Origin of the sequence: Pseudomonas sp. NY11955, assembly GCF_048068035.1 — a bacterium.
In the GTDB taxonomy this organism is placed as follows: Bacteria; Pseudomonadota; Gammaproteobacteria; order Pseudomonadales; family Pseudomonadaceae; genus Aquipseudomonas.
Genome location: NZ_JBLUPS010000003.1, coordinates 136,013 through 156,572, shown reverse-complemented (window position 1 = coordinate 156,572; position 20,560 = coordinate 136,013). Strand labels below are relative to the sequence as shown.

Genomic DNA, 20,560 nt, shown 5'->3' with positions numbered 1-20,560 from the left:
ACGAGGACCGCCATGAGCCCCCGCACCCCAAAGAAAACCCGCTCAGTTGCCCCATCGCGCATTCGTGAAGGCATGCCCTTCCCCCTCGGCGCCACCTGGGATGGCCTTGGGGTCAACTTCGCCCTGTTTTCGGCCAACGCCACCAAGGTCGAGCTGTGCCTGTTCGATTCCACCGGCGAGCAGGAAATCGAGCGCATCGAGCTGCCCGAATACACCGACGAGATCTACCACGGCTACCTGCCCGACGCTCACCCTGGGCTGGTCTATGGCTACCGGGTGTACGGCCCGTACGAGCCGGAAAACGGCCACCGCTTCAACCCCAACAAACTGCTGATCGACCCCTATGCCAAGCAACTGGTCGGCAGCCTGAAATGGTCGGAAGCCTTGTTCGGCTACACCATCGGCCACCCCGACGGCGACCTCTCGTTCGATGAGCGCGACAGCGCCCCGTTCGTCCCCAAGTGCAAGGTGATCGACCCGGCCTTCACCTGGGGCCGCGACCAGCGCGTGCAGATCCCATGGGAGCGCACGATCATCTATGAAGCGCACACCCGTGGCATCAGCATGCGCCACCCGGCAGTGCCGGAGAACCTTCGCGGCACCTTTGCCGGCCTGGCCAATGACGAACTGCTCAAGCACATCAAGGACCTCGGCGTTTCCAGCATCGAGCTGCTACCGATACACGCCTTCGTCAACGACCAGCACCTGCTGGACAAGGGCCTGAACAACTACTGGGGCTATAACAGCATCGCCTTTTTCGCTCCCCATCCGCGCTACCTGGCCAGCGGCAAGATCGCCGAGTTCAAGGAAATGGTCGCGCACCTGCACGACGCCGGGCTCGAGGTGATCCTGGACGTGGTCTACAACCACACCGCCGAAGGCAACGAACGCGGCCCGACCCTGTCCATGCGCGGCATCGACAATGCCTCGTACTACCGCCTGATGCCGGACGACAAGCGCTACTACATCAACGATTCCGGCACCGGCAACACCCTGGACCTGAGCCACCCCTGCGTGCTGCAGCTGGTTACCGATTCGCTGCGCTACTGGGCCGGCGAGATGCACGTGGATGGCTTTCGCTTCGACCTGGCGACCATTCTTGGCCGTTACCACGACGGCTACAGCGAGCGCCACGGCTTCCTCGTCGCCTGCCGCCAGGACCCGATGCTGAGCCAGGTGAAGCTGATTGCCGAACCCTGGGACTGCGGCCCGGGCGGCTATCAGGTGGGCAACTTCGCCCCCGGCTGGGCGGAATGGAACGACCGCTTCCGCGACACCGCGCGCGCCTTCTGGAAAGGCGATGAAGGCCAGCTGGCCGATTTTGCCGCACGCATGACCGCCTCGGGCGACATGTTCAACAACCGTGGGCGTCGGCCATATTCCTCGGTCAACTTCATCACCGCCCACGATGGTTTCACCCTGCGCGACCTGGTGTCGTACAACCACAAGCACAACGAAGACAACGACGAGAACAACCAGGACGGCACCGACAACAACCTGTCGTGGAACTGCGGCGTCGAAGGGCCCACCGACGACCCGGCGATCAATGCCCTGCGCATGCGCCAGATGCGCAACTACTTCGCCACGCTGCTGCTGGCCCAGGGCACGCCGATGATCGTCGCGGGAGACGAGTTCAGCCGCACCCAGCATGGCAACAACAACGCCTACTGCCAGGACAGCGAGATCGGCTGGGTGAACTGGGACCTGGACCAGGACGGTAAAGAGCTGCTGGCCTTCGTCAAGCGCCTGACCCGCCTGCGCCTGGCTTACCCGGTGCTGCGTCGCTCACGCTTTCTGGTGGGTGACTACAATGAGGCGATCGGGGTCAAGGACGTGACGTGGCTGGCACCGGATGGCAGCGAGATGAGCGTGGAACAGTGGGAAGACCCTCACGGGCGCTGCCTGGGCATGCTGATCGACGGCCGCGCGCAGGTCAGCGGCATAGCCCGGCCCGGCGCCGAGGCCACGGTGCTGCTGATCGTCAATGCCCACCATGACATCGTGCCCTTCAAGTTGCCGTCCGTGCCTGAAGGCGAATACTGGAGCTGCCTGGTGGATACCGACCGGCCGGAGTTGCGCAAGGGGCAGCATTTGCCGTTCGACAGCATGTTCGAGGTCAAGGGGCGGTCGATGCTGCTGATGGTGCTGCAGCACGACGAGGAGTGAACCCTGGATACCTGACACGTGTCCCTTGTAGGAGCAGCCTTGTGCTGCGAAGAGGCCATTACAGGCGCAGAAATCGTTTGCCTTGACGGCCCTTTCGCAGCACAAGGCTGCTCCTACAAGGCACCGCGCACACTGATCGAGTGAGGAGGAATCGTGAGTTCCGAAGCCGGCAGTAAAGGTTTCGCCAGCGTCAACCAGGCACCCGCTGTAAAGCGCCTGCGGGTGCTGACTGTGAATACCCACAAGGGCTTCACCGCGTTCAACCGGCGCTTCATCCTGCCGGAGCTGCGCGAGGCGGTGCGCAGCACCCAGGCCGACATCGTCTTCCTCCAGGAAGTGCTCGGCAGCCATGACCGCCACGCTGCCCGCTACCCCGGCTGGCCACAGACCTCGCAATACGAATTCCTCGCCGACAGCATGTGGAGCGACTTCGCCTACGGCCGCAACGCGGTCTACCCCGACGGCCACCACGGCAATGCGTTGCTGTCCAAATACCCGATCATCGAACACCGCAACCTCGACGTGTCAATCACCGGGCCCGAACGCCGTGGCCTGTTGCACTGCGTGCTGGATGTACCAGGGCAAGGCCAGGTGCACGCGGTCTGCGTGCACCTGTCGTTGCTGGAAAGCCACCGGCAAAAGCAGCTGCAACTGCTGCGCAGATTGCTCGACGCCTTGCCCGCCGATGCCCCAGTGATCATCGCCGGCGACTTCAACGACTGGAAAAGCCACGGCAACCGCACGCTCGGCCTGCAACGCGACTTGCACGAAGCGTTCGAGCGCCACCATGGCCACCTCGCCCGCACCTACCCAGCCCGCCTGCCGCTGCTTCGCCTGGACCGCATTTACCTGCGCAACGCCGAAAGCCATGGGCCACGGATTCTGGGGCACAAACCTTGGTCGCACCTGTCTGACCACCTGCCGTTGGCGGTTGAAGTGCGGCTCTAGCAATCATTCTTCATAGCCAGGGCACGGCAAATAGCGAACCCCGCTATACCCTACCGTTTTACTCAACAAAACAAGGGGTTGAGCATTGCCACACAACATCGACACTCCCTTCACGCTTTCTTGACGCAAGCGGCGACCTCTCCTTAGCTGAACATTACCAAGTAGTAAAGATCTCGCGCCGGGCCTCTAGCTCGCGCCTTTGTGCGCGTTTGCGAAAGCTGGCGTGCTGGTTTGGGTCGCCCACTGTTTTTGCCGTACAGCTCGTGACAACAGGCCAGGTCCTCGGGCTGTACCTCACAAAAACAAAGGAGATCCGCCATGAAATGCACCTCGAACCCCCTGCGCTTCGACAGCATTTTCTACGCGGTTTCCACGTCGCTGCTTCTGGCAACCCCGGTGGAAACTTTCGCGTACGAACTGCAGGATGACCCCATTTCGCCCGGCTTTCTGCAGCAGACAGCGGTGCCGCAGCTGTCACTCGACCCGATCAGCGCCAGTGGCTTGAGCATCGGCACCCTGAACGCGTTCTCGCAAGCCATGACTGCGCGTCACGGGCAGGCGGCACCGGACCTGGTCGCCAGCCAGTGGGCGCAGTTTTTCCCCAGCACCTCGCGCAGCGGTACGCAACCGCCCGACCAGCTGGAGGCGCCCAGCCAGCAACTGACGATCGGCCCGGACCTGTTCGTGCGTGAAACCGCAGCGGGCAATGTGCACCGCGCGGGTATTTTCGTGGGGCACAACAACCTGCAGAGCAGCTTCAACGGCATGCGCCCGCTGCTGGGCGACAAACAGCGCAATGCGGTGAACCTGAGCGGGGAAAGCCTGGGGGTTTACTGGAGCATGACCCATGAACAGGGCTGGCACCTGGACGCCGTGGCCATGGGCTCGCGGATCGATGTGCTGGGCCGTGGCGAAAATGGCCAGCGCCTTGACGACAGCGGGCACGCGATGACCTTCTCGGTGGAAGGCGGTTATCCGATCCGCTTGGGCGGCAACTGGGTAATCGAGCCCCAGGCACAGTTGATCAACCAACAGTTCTTCCCCGGTAACCAGGTGCAGGAAGAAACACTGAAGGCGTTCGACAGCCAGCCGAGCTGGAGTGGCCGGGTCGGTGCGAAATTGTCCGGACGCTACGAAGTGCGGGGCATGCCTATCGAGCCCTATGTAAGGACCAACGTGTGGTATGACTTCAGCAATGCCGATGAGGTGAAGCTGGACCAGGTCGACAAGATTTCCAGCTCGCGCTACTCGACCACGGTGGAGTTGGGTTTGGGGCTGGTGGCGCGGGTGACGCCTTCGGTGGCTTTGTTCGTCAGCGCCGATTACAGCAGTGATGTGGATGACAACGATTTGAATGGGCTGATTGGTAGCCTTGGGGTGCGGATGCGGTGGTAGGCAGGTTTGGCCTCTTCGCAGCACAAGGCTGCTCCTACACAGAACCGTGTGGGAGCAGCCTTGGGGTACGGATGCGGTGGTAGGCAGGTTTGGCCTCTTCGCAGCACAAGGCTGCTCCTACACAGAACCGTGTGGGAGCAGCCTTGGGGTACGGATGTGGTGGTAGCCAGGTTTGGCCTCTTCGCAGCACAAGGCTGCTCCTACACAGAACCGTGTGGGAGCAGCCTTGTGCTGCGAAGAGGCCGGAACAGGCAGCAGATCAGGCGGGCTTCATCACCAGTACCCCAAGCGGCGGCAGGTTCAGGGCCAGCGACAATGGTTGGCCATGGCTGGCCACGTCATCACTGGCCACCACACCCAGGTTGCCCACGTTGGACCCGGCATACAGCTCGGCATCGCTGTTCAGCAGCTCCTGCCAGCGCTCGCCAAACGGTACGCCAATGCGATAACCCTCACGCGGCACCGGGGTGAAGTTGGCCACCACCAGCACCGGCTCGCCGCTGCTGCTCCAGCGCAGCCAGGCATAAACACTGTTCTGCGCGTCATCACCGATCAGCCACTGGAAGCCCTGCGGCTGGCAGTCCTGCTCGTGCAAGGCCGGCACTTCGCGGTACAGCCGGTTGAGGTCACCCACCAAACGCTGCACGCCCTGGTGCTCGGGATACTGCAGCAGGTACCAGTCCAGTTCGCTGTCGTGGTTCCACTCACGCCACTGGCCGAATTCGCAGCCCATGAACAGCAGTTTCTTGCCTGGGTGCGCCCACATGAACGTGAGGTAGGCGCGCAGGTTGGCGAACTTCTGCCAGCGGTCGCCGGGCATCTTGTCGATCAGCGAGTGCTTGCCGTGCACCACTTCATCGTGGGAGATGGGCAGGATGAAGTGCTCGGAATAGGCATAGATCAGCCCGAAGCTCATCTCGTTGTGGTGGTAGGTGCGGTGCACCGGGTCGTTCTGGATGTAGTGCAGGGTGTCGTGCATCCAACCCATGTTCCACTTGTAGGCAAAGCCCAGGCCGCCCTGCTGGGCCGGCTGGCTGACGCCGGGCCAGGCGGTGGACTCCTCGGCGATGATCAACGCCCCTGGGGCCTCGTGGGCAGCCACGCCGTTGAGGTGGCGGATGAAGTCGATGGCTTCCAGGTTCTCCCGCCCGCCGTGGCGGTTGGGCACCCATTCACCGGCCTTGCGTGAATAGTCGCGGTACAGCATCGAAGCCACTGCATCGACGCGTAGGCCATCGATGTGGAAATGCTTCAGCCAGTGCAGCGCCGAGGCCATCATGAAACCGCGCACTTCATTGCGCCCGAGGTTGTAGATCAGCGTGTTCCAGTCCTGGTGATAACCCTCCAGCGGGTTGTCGTATTCGTACAGGGCGGTGCCGTCGAAACGCGCCAGGCCGTGTTCGTCAGTGGGGAAATGCGCTGGCACCCAGTCCAGCAGCACACCAATGCCGCCTTGGTGGCAGGCATCGATGAAGGCGGCGAAGTCCTCGGCGCTGCCGTAGCGCGAGGTGGGTGCGAACATCGACAGTGGCTGATAGCCCCAGGAACCGCCGAATGGGTGCTCCATGATCGGCAGCAGCTCGATGTGGGTAAAGCCCAGCTGCTGCACATAGGGCACCAGCCGCTCGGCCAGCTCGCGCCAGTTGTAGTAGCGCCCCACTTCGCCCGCCTCGTCCAGTTCGCAACGCCATGAACCTGGGTGCAGTTCGTAGATCGACAGTGGCGCGTTGTAAGCATGGCGCTGCGCGCGTTGCGCCATCCACTCATGGTCCTGCCAAGCGTGCTTGAGCTCACCGGCTACCTTGGACGCCGTGCTCGGCGGCAGCTCGGTGGCACGGGCCAGCGGGTCGGCCTTCAGCGGCAGTATGCCGTCCTTGCCGAGCACTTCGAACTTGTAGGTTTCGCCCACGCCCAGGCGCGGAATGAACAGTTCCCACACCCCGGCGCTGTGGCGCAGGCGCATGGGGTGGCGGCGGCCGTCCCAGTTGTTGAAGTCACCCACCACCGACACGCGCCGGGCGTTCGGTGCCCACACCGAAAAGCACACGCCATCGATGCCATCGACCTGAGTCGGCTGGGCACCGAAGCGCCCGGACAGATCGCGATGGTTACCCTCGGCGAACAGGTGCAGGTCCATGTCCCCCAATTGCGGGCCGAAGCTGTAGGGGTCTTCGGTAATCTGTTCACCACCGGCCCAACCGATCTGTAGCTGGTAGGGTTGTGCCTCATCGAGGTGCGCACTGAACAACCCGGGCAGGCTACCCTGCTCCATTTCGGCGAGGGTACGCCCATCATGCCGGGCCAGGATGCGCACATTTAGCGCATTGGGCAGGAAAGCGCGGACCACCTGCCCGCCTGCGCCGTCGCCATGGGGGCCGAGCACCGCAAATGGATCGGCGTGTTCGGCGCGGGCCAGGGCGTCGAGGTCCCGTTGCCGAAGGCCACCGTTTTCACGCGTTGTAACGTTCATTCTGACTCTCCCCAGGTACTGATCAGTCCATGCAGGCCATGCAAAGGCACGGCCAGCCAGCTCGGACGGTTCTCGGCTTCGTATGTGATCTCGTAGGCGGCTTTCTCCAGGCAGAACAGTTCCAGTGCCGCGCGCTCACCCTCGGCCTGCTGCCAGGCATGGGGCATGGCCGCGGTGGCCAAACCATAGGCTTCGACGAACGCATGCCGCGACTGGTGCAGGTACTGCCTGGCCACCCGTTGCCGGGCCTGCCGCGCAGGCTCGGAAAGGTCCACCGCAGACGCGCTGCGCAAGATCATCGCAGCAGCATAGTCGAAGGATCGCAGCACGCCGCTGACATCCTTGTACGGGCTGTGCCGTGCCCTGCGTTCCTCAAGCGGCCGGGCCGGTTCGCCTTCGAAATCGATCAGGTAGGCATCGCCCTGCACCACCAGCACCTGGCCCAGGTGCAGGTCGCCATGCACACGCATCAGCAGGCCCCCCTGAGCCTGATCGGCCAGGTTGTCGATGTGCTGGGCCAGGCCGTCGCGCTGTTGCTGCAGGTCGTCGATCAGGCCTTGGCTGTCGCTGTCGAGCGTGTCGCGATGCTGGGCCAGCAGGTCGAGGGCATGGGACACCTCGGCACTGATCTGTGCACTCCAGCGCTGGCTGTCCTGCGCACCGCTGGGGCGCGGCTGGAAGGCCGGGTCTTCGGTTGGCGCGGCCAGCAACAGGTGCATTTCGCCCAGCCGCTGGCCAAGCAAGGCGGCAAAGCCGCTGAGTTCAGCCAGTGCGTCGGTGTGCGCCTCGGCGTCGCTGCGGGCGGGCTCCATCTGGTCGCGAATGGCTCGCTCCAGGGTGTTCTGGGTCCAGCTCCAGGCGTCGCCCTGGTTGTTCAGGTAACCCTGGGCGATCATCAGCAGGTGCGGAGCCTGCTGCTCATCCACCCGGCTGACCCAGGCCAGCAGCGGCGAGATGTTGGCAAAGCCGGCGGCGGTCAGGTACGCGCTCATTTCCAGCTCGGGGTGAATACCCGGGTTGACCCGGCGGATCAGCTTGAGTACCACACGGTCGCCGATCACTACCGAACTGTTGGACTGTTCGGCGCTGAGGTAGCGCACTTCGCTTTGGTCGTCGAGCCCCAAGCTGGCCAGTTGCTCCGTGCAGGTGAAGCGCAGTTCACCCTCGCCGTTGCCGCACGGCAGGCGCAGGCCATCCTGGCACGCGTGCATCACGGCGCGGATGAACGGTTCAAGGACGAACGCATCGGTGATCAGGCCAACCTGGTGGGCACGGCGCACTCGCGACAACGCCAGCTGTTGCGGCAACGCGGTATTGATCTGCTCCTCGCGCAGCAAGCCGAGCGGCAGCTGGTAGCGGGTGGCCGTGCCATGACTGAGCACTTCGATTTCGCTGAGCAGCACCGGCGTGGTGGCGGTACCCAGGCGCACGCCGTAACACAGGCGCACGGCATCGATCGGCCCCTCCTTGCCCGCGAACCAACGCCGCTTGGGCAGGTATTGCGGCAGGATGGTGGTTTGCAGGGTATCGCTCGAAGGTGCTTCCAGCAGTTCTTCCATGCGTTTGCGCAGTACCAGCGTAGTCAATTCGGGTAACCCCTCGGTGGGCTGGATGTGCCAGCTGGGCATGCGGTCGTGGCTGGCCAGCAGGAACCAGTAGAACGCATAGGGTGGCAAGGTCAGCAGGAACGGCAGTTGCCCAATCGGCGGGAAGGCACTGCCGCCGAGCATCTCCACCGGTACTTTGTCGGCGAATTGTGACAATTCCAGTTCGGCGGCCTGGGCGGCGCGGGAAACGTTGGCCACGCACAGGATGACCTCGGTGTTGCCGTCGGCGTCGGTGTACTCGCGGATATAGGCAAGGATGCGCCGATTGCTGGGCGTGAGGGTGCGCAGGCTGCCGCGGCCAAAGGCCTTCTGCTGCTTGCGCACCGCCAGCATGCGTCGGGTCCAGTTGAGCAACGAGTGCGGATCGTGGCTTTGCGCTTCGACGTTGACGGTCTGGTAGCCGTACAGCGGGTCCATGATCGGCGGCAGCACCAGGCGCTGCGGGTCGGCGCGGGAGAAACCGCCGTTGCGGTCCGGCGACCACTGCATGGGGGTGCGAACGCCATCGCGGTCCCCCAGGTAGATGTTGTCGCCCATGCCCAGCTCGTCGCCGTAGTACAGGGTTGGCGTGCCAGGCATCGATAGCAACAAGCTGGTGAGTAGCTCGATGCGCCGGCGGTCACGCTGCAGCAGGGGTGCCAGGCGCCGCCGAATGCCCAGGTTGATGCGCGCGCGGCGGTCTTCGGCGTAGTAGTTCCACAGGTAGTCGCGCTCGCGGTCGGTGACCATTTCCAGGGTCAGTTCATCGTGGTTGCGCAGGAAGATCGCCCACTGGCAGTTGCCGGGAATTTCCGGGGTCTGTCGAAGAATGTCGGTGATCGGGAAGCGGTCTTCCATGGCAAGGGCCATGTACATGCGCGGCATCAACGGAAAGTGGAAGGCCATGTGGCATTCGTCGCCGTCGCCTTCGCCGAAGTACGGGCGGGTGTCTTCCGGCCACTGGTTGGCTTCGGCCAGCAACATGCGGTCGGGGTAGTTGGCGTCGATTTCGGCGCGGATCGCCTTGAGCACGTCGTGGGTTTCGGCGAGGTTTTCGTTATTGGTGCCGTCGCGCTCGATCAGGTACGGGATGGCGTCCAGGCGCAGGCCGTCGACACCCAGGTCGAGCCAGAAACGCATGACGCCGATCACCGCCTTGAGCACCTGCGGGTTGTCGAAGTTGAGGTCTGGCTGGTGCGAGTAGAAGCGATGCCAGAAGTATTGGCCGGCGACCGGGTCCCAGGTCCAGTTGGACTTTTCGGTGTCGAGGAAGATGATGCGCGTGCCGTCGTATTTCTGGTCATCGTCCGACCACACGTAGAAGTCGCGCGCCTTGCTGCCACGCTTGGCGTGGCGGGCGCGCTGGAACCACGGGTGCTGGTCGCTGGTGTGGTTGATGACCAGCTCGGTGATCACCCGCAGGCCGCGCTTGTGGGCCTCGGCGATGAAGCGGCGGGCGTCGGCCAGGCTGCCGTAGTCGGGGTGCACGGCCTTGTATTCGGCGATGTCGTAGCCGTCATCGCGCCGTGGCGAGGGGTAGAACGGCAGAAGCCACAGGGTGTTGACGCCCAGCTCGGCGATGTAGTCGAGCTTGCTGATCAGGCCGGCGAAGTCGCCGATGCCGTCGTTGTTCGCGTCGAAGAACGACTTGATGTGCAACTGGTAGATGACGGCATCCTTGTACCACAGCGGGTCGTCGATGAAGGCTGCCGGGCGGGCACGCTTGGCCATGTGCGACTCCTTGCATTTTCCAGGTTGCTCTGGCCCAGTGCAGATGCAACTGACTTGACACCATCACTGTGGGAGCGGGCATGCCCGCGAAGCAGACAGCGCGGTGTTTGGCACCGGCTCTGCCGGTGTTCGCGGGCATGCCCGCTCCCACAGGTTTTATCGGGCTTTTTCGATACGCCAGATGCCAAAGGGCTGGTGCCAGGGCTCGATGCGCATGAACTGGGTCTTGCCGTACCACGACCACCGATGGCCGTTCATCAGGTCTTCGCCATGGGTTTCGGCATGGTCGTCCAACCCCAGCTCCCACAGCGGCAGTTCGAAATGCGCTTCCTGGGCGTTGTGCGGGTCGAGGCTGATCGCCACCAGGATGTAGTTGTCGCGCTCGGGCGTGCGCTTGGCGAAATACAGGATGTTGTCGTTCCAGCAGTTGAAGAACGCTACGCCCAAGTGGGTTTGCAAGGCGCGGTTCTGCCGGCGAATGCGGTTGAGCTGGGCTATTTCGGCAATGATGTTGCCGGGCTGACTGAAGTCGCGTGGGCGTAGTTGGTACTTCTCCGAATCCAGGTACTCCTCCTTGCCGGGCAGCGGTGTGCCTTCGCACAGCTCGAAGCCCGAATACATGCCCCACAGGCCCGAGCCCATGGTCGCCAGCGCGGCGCGGATCAGGAAGCCAGCGCGGCCGGAGGTGTGCAGGAAATACGGGTTGATATCCGGTGTGTTGACGAAAAAGTTGGGCCGGTAGCACTGGCTCCACGGCGGCTGGTTGAGCTGCTCGAAATACTCGCGCAGTTCCTGCTTGGTGTTGCGCCAGGTGAAGTAGGTATAGCTTTGCGCGTAGCCAACCTTGCCCAGCCGCGCCATCATCGCCGGCCGGGTAAAGGCTTCGGCGAGGAAGATGACATCGGGGTGCTGGCTGCGCACATTGGCGATCAGCCATTGCCAGAACGGCAGCGGCTTGGTGTGCGGGTTATCGACGCGGAAGGTCTTCACGCCCTGCTCGACCCAACCGACCACCACGTCGCGCAGGGCCAGCCACAGCGAGGGCACGGCGTCCGGGGCATAGAAATCGACGTTGACGATATCCTGGTACTTTTTTGGCGGGTTCTCGGCGTAGCGGATGGTGCCGTCCGGGCGCCAGCTGAACCAGCCGGGGTGCTCCTTGAGCCAAGGGTGGTCCTGGGAGCACTGGATGGCGAAGTCCAGGGCGATCTCCAGGCCGTGATCGGCAGCCGCGGCGACCAGCCGGCGGAAGTCGTCGCGGCTGCCCAGTTGCGGGTGGATCGCCTCATGGCCGCCTTCCGGGCTGCCGATGGCATACGGGCTGCCAGGGTCGCCCGGCTCGGCCTTGAGTGCGTTGTTGCGGCCCTTGCGGTGTTGCATGCCAATGGGGTGGATGGGCGGGAAGTACAGCACGTCGAAGCCCATGTCGCGGATCATCGCCAGGCGTTCGTGCACGTCGTTGAAGGTGCCGTGGCGCTGCGGGTCGTCGGTGATCGACCGGGGGAACAGTTCGTACCAGCTGGCGAACTGCGCCGCCGGGCGGTCGACATCGACCGGGAATTCACGGCTACGGGCCAGGTAGCTGCGGTGTTCGGCTTCGCTCATCAGGCGGGCGGTGGTCGGGTCGAGGAACAGGGCAACCTGGTCGTCGGTACCAAGCGTGGCCAGGCGCTGCTGCAGCGCCTCGAGTTCATCGCGCAGGGCGCCGCTGCACAGCTCAAGGCCTTTGCCCAGCATCAAACGGCCCTCTTCCAGCTCCAGCGTTACCTCGACACCGGCGTGGTACTTTTTCTCCAGGTCGTGGCAGAAGGTGGCGAACGGGTCGATCCAGGCCTCGATGCTGAACAGGTGCGGGCCCAGCTCCGCGGGTGTGAATTCGCCCAACCACAGGTCGTTGCCCGCCGACTGCATCGGTACACAATGCCAGCGCCGGCTGTGCGCCTGGCGCCAGTTGAGCATCACCGCCAGGCGGTCGTGGCCATCGCTGTAGACCTTGCTGCTGACCGCCACTGGCTGGCCGCTGATGGCCTTGGCGGCGAAGGTGCCGGCTTCGAGCACAGGTTGGGTGTCTTCGATCACGATACGCGGCGCCAGCAGCGCTTGGGACAGGCTGATGGCCTGGTCCGGGTGATCGTTCGCCATGGGCACGCTTTCAAAGGGCTCGTTACGTGACATCGACCTTGCTCCCTCAGGCTGGTGGCGGTAAGGGTTCAGAGCCGGGCACAGGCGCGGGGTTCAAAAAAATTGAGCGAATGGCAGCTGCGCGAAGTCGAAGCCTGCAGCACCTCTTCATTCACCCACGCGAGGTCAGGCCATGAACATTCCCATTCCACCGGAAACCCCCGATCCCAACATCGACGACCCGAGCTTGCCGCCACCCGTGCCGGAGGAAGAGCCGGACGAGCTGCCGATCAAGCCGACCGTGCCGCCGACGGTGGGCGACCCGCCGAGCCAGGAGCCACCGGTGAAGGCTTAAGGGTAGACCAGGATTTTGCACTGCCAGGTCTGGCCTCTTCGCGGGCAAGCCCGCTCCCACAGGTTCAGAGCTTACCTCAAGCGAAGAGGCCGGCCGAGCCAGCGCATCAACCCACAGCTACAGCCGAGATCTCCGCCACGCTGATCTCCCGCATGCGGAATTTCTGCACCTTTCCAGTCACCGTCATCGGGTATTCATCAACGAAGCGGATATGCCGCGGCACTTTGAAGTGCGCGATGCGTGCCTTGCACCAGCCCTGCAGTTCCTCGACCGTGGCGCTGTGCCCGGGGTGCAGCTTGATCCAGGCCACGATCTCTTCGCCATAGCGGCTGCACGGAATACCGATCACCTGCGCGTCAGCCACCGCCGGGTGGGTGTAGAAGAACTCTTCCAGCTCACGCGGGTAAATGTTCTCGCCGCCGCGAATGATCATGTCCTTGTTGCGCCCAACGATGCGCACGTAGCCCTGCTCGTCCATTACCGCCAGGTCGCCGGAATGCATCCAGCCAGCCGGGTCGATGGCGTCCGCCGTGGCCTGCGGGTTGTCCCAGTAGCCGAGCATCACGCTGTAGCCGCGTGTGCACAGCTCCCCAATCTCACCGCGCGCGACGATGCAGCCGTCGGCGTCCACCAGTTTGTTTTCCAGCTGCGGCTGGGTGCGGCCGACGGTGGTCACGCGCAGTTCCAGGTTGTCGTCGGGGCCGGTCTGCAGGGACACCGGGCTGGTTTCGGTCATGCCGTAGGCAATCTGCACTTCGGCCATGTGCATCTGGTCGATGACTCGGCGCATCACCTCGATCGGGCAGGTGGCACCGGCCATGATGCCGCTGCGCAGGGTCGACAGGTCCAGCTGCGTACGCGACGGGTGGTCGAGCATGGCGATGAACATGGTCGGCACGCCATACAGGATGCTGGCACGTTCTTCGGCCACGGCGCGCAAGGTGAGCTCGGCGTCGAAGGCGTCGTTGGGGTAGATCATGGTGCTGCCGTGGGTGATGCAGCCGAGGTTGGCCATGACCATGCCGAAGCAATGGTACAGCGGCACCGGGATCACCATGCGGTCGCGCTCGGTCAGGCCCAGGCTTTCGCCGACCATGAAACCGTTGTTGAGGATGTTGTAGTGGCTGAGCGTGGCGCCCTTGGGCGCACCGGTGGTGCCGGAGGTGTACTGGATGTTCACCGGTTGGTCGAACTGCAGGCTTTGCTGGCGGGCGCTGCAGGCCTCGGGCGAGGTCTGCCCTGCCCGCTCGGCCAATGCGTGCCACGGCAGGAAGCCGGCAGGCGGGTTGGCGGCCAGGCTGATCACACCGCGCAGCTCAGGCAAGCCCTCACTGGCCAGCTCACCTGGCGTGGCGCTGGCCAATTCTGGCACCAGCGCCTGAACCATGGCGTGGTAGTCAGACGTCTTGAAGGCATCGGCGCATACCAGCCAACGGCAGCCGGACTGGCGCAGCACGTATTCCAGTTCGCCCACGCGATAGGCCGGGTTGATGTTGACCAGAATGGCGCCAACCTTGGCACTGGCCAATTGCAGAATGCACCACTGGGCGCAGTTGGGCGACCAGATACCGACACGCTCGCCGGTGTTAACGCCCAAGGCCATCAGCGCGCGGGCGTGTAGTTCGACCTGTTCGGCCAGTTGCCGCCAGCTATAGCGCAAGCCTTGGTGGCGTGACACCAGTGCCTCGCGCTCGGCACAGCGGGCTACCGTGGCATCGAACACCTGGCCGATGGTCTGGGTCAGCAAGGCTTGGTCCTGGCGACCGCGGGTATAACTCGGTTGACTCATGGGTGTCCCTTCTTGTGGTTGTTCTGGGCACGACTGAAGCAAGCGGGAATACTCTGGCGCAGATTTACGTTTACGTAAAGGTGATGAGTGGATTGACAGTGATCGCACGCAGGTTTACGTTAACGTAAAGGTGATGAACGACACCGACCCTCAGGCTTGACGCCGAACCCTGTGGGAGCGGGCTTGCCCGCGAATGCGATCTCTCAGGCAATGACGGTGGTCCTGCTGACGCATTCGCGGGCAAGCCCGCTCCCACAGGGTCCGGCGCAAGATCCTTGAGCTAGGGTGTTTCCCATATTTCAAGAACAAGAAGGTGCCCCAGCATGCATTACCCCTCCCTGAACTTCGCCCTGGGCGAAACCATCGACATGCTCCGCGACCAGGTTCGTACCTTCGTCGCCGCGGAACTGGCCCCGCGCGCCGCGCAGATCGACCACGACAACCTGTTCCCCGCCGACATGTGGCGCAAGTTCGGCGACATGGGACTGCTGGGCATCACGGTACCGGAAGAATACGGTGGCGCAGGCCTGGGCTACCTGGCCCACGTGGTGTCGATGGAAGAGATCAGCCGTGGCTCGGCCTCGGTGGCACTGTCCTACGGCGCTCACTCCAACCTGTGCGTCAACCAGATCAACCGCAACGGCACCCATGAGCAGAAGCTCAAGTACCTGCCCAAGCTGATCAGCGGCGAGCACATCGGCGCCTTGGCCATGAGCGAGCCCAATGCCGGCTCCGATGTGGTGTCGATGAAACTGCGTGCGGAAAAACGCGGCGACCACTACGTGCTCAACGGCAGCAAGACCTGGATCACCAACGGCCCCGACGCCAACACCTACGTGATCTACGCCAAGACCGACCTGGACAAGGGCGCCCACGGCATCACCGCGTTCATCGTCGAGCGTGACTGGAAAGGCTTCAGCCGCAGCAACAAGTTCGACAAGCTGGGCATGCGCGGGTCCAATACCTGCGAGCTGTTCTTCGATGACGTTGAAGTGCCGGCAGAAAACATTCTTGGCCAGCTCAACGGCGGCGTGCGCGTGCTGATGAGCGGCCTGGACTACGAGCGTGTGGTGCTGTCCGGCGGCCCGACCGGCATCATGCAAAGCTGCATGGACCTGGTGGTGCCGTACATTCACGACCGCAAGCAGTTCGGCCAGAGCATCGGCGAGTTCCAGCTGATCCAGGGCAAGATCGCCGACATGTACACCCAGCTCAATGCCAGCCGCGCCTACCTGTATGCCGTGGCCCAAGCCTGCGACCGTGGCGAGACCACCCGCAAGGACGCTGCCGGGGTCATTCTGTACACCGCCGAACGTGCCACGCAAATGGCCCTGGAGGCGATCCAGATTCTCGGTGGCAACGGCTACATCAACGAATTCCCGGCTGGCCGCCTGCTGCGCGACGCCAAGCTGTACGAAATCGGCGCTGGCACCAGCGAAATTCGCCGGATGCTGATCGGCCGCGAACTGTTCAACGAAACCCGCTGAGCATAAGGGGACGGGCGCACATGGCTACCTTGCACACCCAGATCAACCCGCGTTCGGCGGAATTCGCCGGCAATAGCGCGGCCATGCTCGAACAGGTCCAGGCCCTGCGCGGCCTGCTCGCCCAGGTTGCCCAGGGCGGCGGGCCCAAGGCCCAGGAACGGCATACCTCGCGCGGCAAGCTGCTGCCGCGCGAACGCATCGACCGCCTGCTGGACCCGGGCTCGCCGTTCCTCGAAATCGGCCAGCTGGCCGCCCATGACGTGTACGGCGAAGACGTACCGGCTGCGGGCGTGATTGCCGGCATCGGCCGCGTCGAAGGCGTGGAATGCATGATCGTGGCCAATGACGCCACGGTAAAAGGCGGTTCGTACTACCCACTGACGGTGAAGAAGCACCTGCGTGCGCAAACCATCGCCCTGCAAAACCGCCTGCCGTGCATCTACCTGGTGGACTCGGGCGGCGCCAACCTGCCGCGCCAGGACGAAGTGTTCCCCGACCGCGAGCATTTCGGGCGGATTTTCTTCAACCAGGCCAACATGAGCGCGCAAGGTATTCCGCAGATTGCCGTGGTAATGGGCTCGTGCACTGCCGGCGGCGCCTACGTACCGGCCATGGCCGACGAAGCGATCATGGTGCGTCAGCAGGCCACCATCTTCCTCGCCGGCCCGCCCTTGGTGAAAGCCGCCACCGGTGAAGTGGTGAGCGCCGAAGACCTGGGTGGCGCTGATGTGCACTGCCGCACCAGCGGCGTGGCCGACCACTATGCCGACAATGACGAGCACGCCCTGGCCATCGCCCGGCGCAGCGTGGCCAATCTCAACTGGCACAAGCTGGGCAAGCTGCAGCGCCTGGCACCGGTGGCGCCGCTGTATGCCGCCGATGAGCTGTATGGCGTGGTGCCAGCGGACGCCAAGCAGCCGTTCGACGTGCGCGAAGTGATTGCACGGCTGGTCGATGGCTCGGTATTCGATGAGTTCAAGGCGCTGTTCGGCACCACCTTGGTGTGCGGCTTCGCCCACCTGCACGGCTACCCGGTAGCGATCCTGGCCAACAACGGCATCCTGTTCGCCGAAGCCGCGCAAAAAGGCGCGCACTTCATCGAGCTGGCGTGCCAGCGTGGTATCCCGCTGCTGTTCTTGCAGAACATCACCGGCTTCATGGTCGGCAAAAAATACGAAGAAGGCGGCATCGCCAAGCACGGTGCCAAGCTGGTTACCGCCGTGGCGTGCGCCCAGGTGCCGAAGTTCACGGTAATCATCGGTGGCAGCTTCGGCGCCGGCAACTACGGCATGTGCGGCCGCGCCTACGACCCGCGCTTCCTGTGGATGTGGCCCAACGCACGCATCGGCGTGATGGGCGCCGAACAGGCCGCCGGGGTACTGGCCCAGGTCAAGCGCGAACAAAGCGAGCGCAGTGGCCAGGCGTTCAGCGCCGAGGATGAGGCCAGGCTCAAGCAGCCGATCCTCGACCAGTACGAGCACCAAGGCCACCCCTACTATTCCAGCGCCCGCCTGTGGGACGACGGTGTCATCGACCCGGCACAGACCCGCGACGTGCTCGGCCTGGCGTTGTCTGCCGCGCTGAACGCGCCGATCGAACAGAGCCGCTTCGGCATTTTCCGGATGTGACCCATGAGCGATTTCAGCACCCTCAAAGTGATCCGCGACCCGCGCGGCTTCGCCACCCTGTGGCTGAGCCGCGAGGACAAGAACAATGCCTTCAACGCGCAGATGATCCGCGAGCTGATCGTGGCCATCGACCAACTGGCCGAAGATGCCAGCCTGCGCTTCGTGCTGCTGCGTGGCCGTGGCCGGCACTTCAGCGCCGGCGCCGACCTGGCCTGGATGCAACAGTCGGCGCAGTTGGACTTCAATACCAACCTGGATGATGCCCGCGAACTGGGCGAGTTGATGTACGCGCTGCACCGCCTCAAGGCCCCTACCCTGGCCGTGGTGCAAGGTGCGGCGTTCGGCGGCGCGCTGGGCCTGATCAGTTGCTGCGACATGGCCATCGGCGCCGAAGACGCCCAGCTGTGCCTGTCGGAAGTGCGCATCGGCCTGGCCCCGGCCGTGATCAGCCCGTTCGTGGTCAAGGCCATCGGCGAGCGTGCCGCGCGCCGCTATGCCCTCACCGCCGAGCGTTTCAGCGGCGTGCGCGCCCGCGAGCTGGGCCTGCTGGCCGAGGTGTATCCGGCCAGCGAACTGGACGCTCAGGTCGAAGCCTGGGTAACCAACCTGTTGCAGAACAGCCCACAAGCGTTGCGTGCGACCAAAGACTTGCTGCGCGAAGTGGACGATGGCGAGCTCAGCCCAGCCCTGCGCCGCTACTGCGAAAACACCATTGCCCGCATCCGCGTCAGTGCCGAAGGCCAGGAGGGCCTGCGCGCCTTCCTGGAAAAACGCCGCCCCGCCTGGCAAACCGATGACAAGAAGGAGCCGCGCCCATGAGCCGCCCCGCTTTGACCACCCTGCTGGTTGCCAACCGTGGCGAAATCGCCTGCCGGGTGATGCGCACCGCCAAGGCCATGGGCCTGACCACCGTCGCCGTGCACAGCGCCACCGACCGTAACGCCCGGCACAGCCGCGAAGCCGATATCCGCGTCGACCTCGGCGGCACCAAGGCTGCCGAAAGCTACCTGCTGGTCGACAAACTGCTGGCCGCAGCCAAGGCCAGCGGCGCCCAGGCCATCCACCCGGGCTACGGCTTTTTGTCCGAAAACGCAGGCTTCGCCCGGGCGATCGAACAGGCCGGGCTGATCTTCCTTGGGCCACCGGCCAGCGCCATCGACGCCATGGGCAGCAAGTCGGCGGCCAAGGCGCTGATGGAGGCTGCCGGAGTGCCGCTGGTGCCCGGCTACCACGGTGAAGCCCAAGACCTGGATACCTTCCGCGCCGCAGCCGAACGCATTGGCTACCCGGTGCTGCTCAAGGCCAGCGCCGGTGGCGGTGGCAAGGGCATGAAGGTGGTCGAGGAGGAAAGCCAACTGGCCGACGCACTGGCCTCGGCCCAGCGCGAAGCACTGTCGTCATTCGGCGATGCGCGCATGCTGGTGGAAAAGTACGTGCTCAAACCGCGCCACGTCGAGATCCAGGTGTTCGCCGACCAGCACGGCAACTGCCTGTACCTCAACGAGCGTGACTGCTCGATCCAGCGCCGCCACCAGAAAGTCGTCGAAGAAGCCCCCGCCCCAGGCCTTTCGCCAGAACTGCGCCGGGCCATGGGCGAGGCAGCCGTGCGCGCAGCCCAGGCAATCGGCTATGTGGGCGCCGGCACCGTTGAATTCCTGCTCGATGCCCGTGGCGAGTTCTTCTTCATGGAGATGAACACGCGCCTGCAGGTGGAGCACCCGGTTACCGAGGCCATTACCGGCCTGGACCTGGTGGCCTGGCAGATTCGTGTGGCCTGCGGCGAAACCCTGCCGATCACCCAGGACCAGGTGCCGCTGATCGGCCATGCCATCGAAGTGCGTCTGTATGCCGAAGACCCGGCCAACGAATTTTTGCCCGCGACCGGCAAGCTGGCGTTGTACCGAGAGTCGGCGCCAGGCGAAGGCCGGCGGGTGGACAGCGGGGTCAGCGAAGGCGATGTGGTGTCGCCGTTCTACGACCCGATGCTGGGCAAGCTGATTGCCTGGGGCGAAGACCGCGAACAGGCGCGCCTGCGCCTGCTGGCCATGCTCGATGAGTTCGCCATTGGCGGGCTGAAGACCAACATCGCCTTCCTGCGCCGCATTCTTGCCCACCCGGCGTTCGCTGCCGCGGAGCTGGATACCGGCTTCATTCCGCGCCACCAGGACGCCCTGCTGCCGGCACCACAGGCATTGCCAGCAAGCTTCTGGGAGGCGGCAGCCGAGGCGTGGCTGCAAGGCCAGGCCGGGCATCAGCGCGATGATGACCGTAGTTCGCCGTGGGGGGAGCGCACCGGCCTGCGCTTGGGCCTGCCATCGCGTAGCAGCCTGCACCTGCTGAGTGCCGGGCAGGATCAGGCGGTGGCCCTGGAGCGCAGCGCTGCGTCTACCTGGCAGCTATTGGGCGAACAGCTGGTGCATGACCAGGACGGCGTGCGTCGCCAGCATCTGGCAATCCGCCGAGGTGGCACGCTGTACCTGCACTGGGATGGCGAGATGCATGCCATCGAGGCCTTCGACCCTATCGCCGAGGCGGAGGCCAGCCACAGCCATCAGGGCGGGCTGGGCGCGCCCATGAACGGCAGTATCGTGCGGGTGCTGGTGGAGCCGGGGCAGGTGGTGGAAGCCGGTACCGCGCTGGTGGTGCTGGAGGCCATGAAGATGGAGCACAGCATTCGTGCACCGCATGGCGGCACGGTGAAGGCTCTGTTCTGCCAGGAGGGGGACATGGTCAGCGAAGGGACAGTGCTGGTCGAGCTGACGGAATGAGGTAGGTATCAACTCCAAGACTGGCGCATGACCCAGTAGGAGCAGCCTTGTGCTGCGAAGAGGCCCGCATGGCAAACGACGTCCTGTGGCCGTGCGGGCCTCTTCGCAGCACAAGG

General features: G+C 64.2%; 12 protein-coding genes. 8 read left to right on the top strand and 4 right to left on the bottom strand.

Features of this window, described 5'->3' with window-relative positions; translation table 11 throughout:
* Nucleotides 1-12: 12 nt before the first annotated feature.
* From glgX to ACNFBR_RS06425, 3 genes are all read left to right on the top strand, one after another.
* Nucleotides 13-2,166 carry a glycogen debranching protein GlgX gene (gene glgX / locus ACNFBR_RS06435; protein ID WP_416734135.1) on the top strand — a complete coding sequence of 718 codons (2,154 nt, stop codon included), beginning with the start codon at nt 13-15 and terminating at the stop codon, nt 2,164-2,166.
* Nucleotides 2,167-2,319: 153 nt separating this feature from the next.
* On the top strand, nt 2,320-3,114 hold the full coding sequence (locus ACNFBR_RS06430; RefSeq protein WP_416734134.1) for an endonuclease/exonuclease/phosphatase family protein: 795 nt from the start codon (nt 2,320-2,322) through the stop codon (nt 3,112-3,114).
* A gap of 318 nt (nt 3,115-3,432) precedes the next feature.
* Nucleotides 3,433-4,509: an autotransporter domain-containing protein gene (locus tag ACNFBR_RS06425; RefSeq protein WP_416734133.1), complete on the top strand. Its 1,077-nt coding sequence runs from the start codon at nt 3,433-3,435 to the stop codon at nt 4,507-4,509.
* Between the two features lie 259 nt (nt 4,510-4,768).
* Here the strand turns inward: ACNFBR_RS06425 and glgB are convergent, their stop codons facing one another.
* The 3 genes from glgB to ACNFBR_RS06410 form a co-directional block, all read right to left on the bottom strand.
* Complete coding sequence (glgB, locus tag ACNFBR_RS06420) at nt 4,769-6,979, bottom strand: 1,4-alpha-glucan branching protein GlgB (RefSeq protein WP_416734132.1); 2,211 nt, start codon at nt 6,977-6,979, stop codon at nt 4,769-4,771.
* On the bottom strand, nt 6,976-10,296 hold the full coding sequence (gene treS, locus ACNFBR_RS06415; protein ID WP_416734131.1) for a maltose alpha-D-glucosyltransferase: 3,321 nt from the start codon (nt 10,294-10,296) through the stop codon (nt 6,976-6,978). The genes glgB and treS overlap by 4 nt, the downstream gene beginning before the upstream one ends.
* Before the next feature lie 156 nt (nt 10,297-10,452).
* Complete coding sequence (locus ACNFBR_RS06410; RefSeq protein ID WP_416734130.1) at nt 10,453-12,471, bottom strand: alpha-1,4-glucan--maltose-1-phosphate maltosyltransferase; 2,019 nt, start codon at nt 12,469-12,471, stop codon at nt 10,453-10,455.
* A gap of 139 nt (nt 12,472-12,610) precedes the next feature.
* On the opposite strand from ACNFBR_RS06410, the gene ACNFBR_RS06405 reads away from it, so the two are divergent.
* Nucleotides 12,611-12,772: a hypothetical protein gene (locus ACNFBR_RS06405; protein ID WP_015271006.1), complete on the top strand. Its 162-nt coding sequence runs from the start codon at nt 12,611-12,613 to the stop codon at nt 12,770-12,772.
* Between the two features lie 106 nt (nt 12,773-12,878).
* Here ACNFBR_RS06405 and ACNFBR_RS06400 read toward each other — a convergent pair whose 3' ends face one another.
* Nucleotides 12,879-14,561, bottom strand: coding sequence for an AMP-binding protein (locus ACNFBR_RS06400; protein WP_416734129.1), 1,683 nt, complete (start codon nt 14,559-14,561; stop codon nt 12,879-12,881).
* 323 nt (nt 14,562-14,884) lie between these two features.
* Between ACNFBR_RS06400 and ACNFBR_RS06395 the strand changes: the two genes are divergently transcribed.
* The 4 genes from ACNFBR_RS06395 to ACNFBR_RS06380 are packed head-to-tail and all read left to right on the top strand — an operon-like array spanning nt 14,885 to nt 20,444.
* The gene (locus ACNFBR_RS06395) at nt 14,885-16,048 is read left to right on the top strand and encodes an isovaleryl-CoA dehydrogenase (protein WP_079227258.1); all 1,164 of its coding nucleotides are present in this window, start codon (nt 14,885-14,887) and stop codon (nt 16,046-16,048) included.
* A 20-nt stretch (nt 16,049-16,068) separates the two neighbouring features.
* Complete coding sequence (locus tag ACNFBR_RS06390; RefSeq protein ID WP_416734128.1) at nt 16,069-17,676, top strand: carboxyl transferase domain-containing protein; 1,608 nt, start codon at nt 16,069-16,071, stop codon at nt 17,674-17,676.
* Nucleotides 17,677-17,679: 3 nt separating this feature from the next.
* Nucleotides 17,680-18,495: a gamma-carboxygeranoyl-CoA hydratase gene (locus ACNFBR_RS06385; RefSeq protein ID WP_416734127.1), complete on the top strand. Its 816-nt coding sequence runs from the start codon at nt 17,680-17,682 to the stop codon at nt 18,493-18,495.
* Entirely contained in the window at nt 18,492-20,444 is a 1,953-nt protein-coding gene (locus tag ACNFBR_RS06380) for an acetyl/propionyl/methylcrotonyl-CoA carboxylase subunit alpha (RefSeq protein WP_416734126.1), read from the top strand. Before ACNFBR_RS06385 ends, ACNFBR_RS06380 begins: the two co-directional genes overlap by 4 nt.
* The last annotated feature ends 116 nt before the right edge of the window (nt 20,445-20,560 follow it).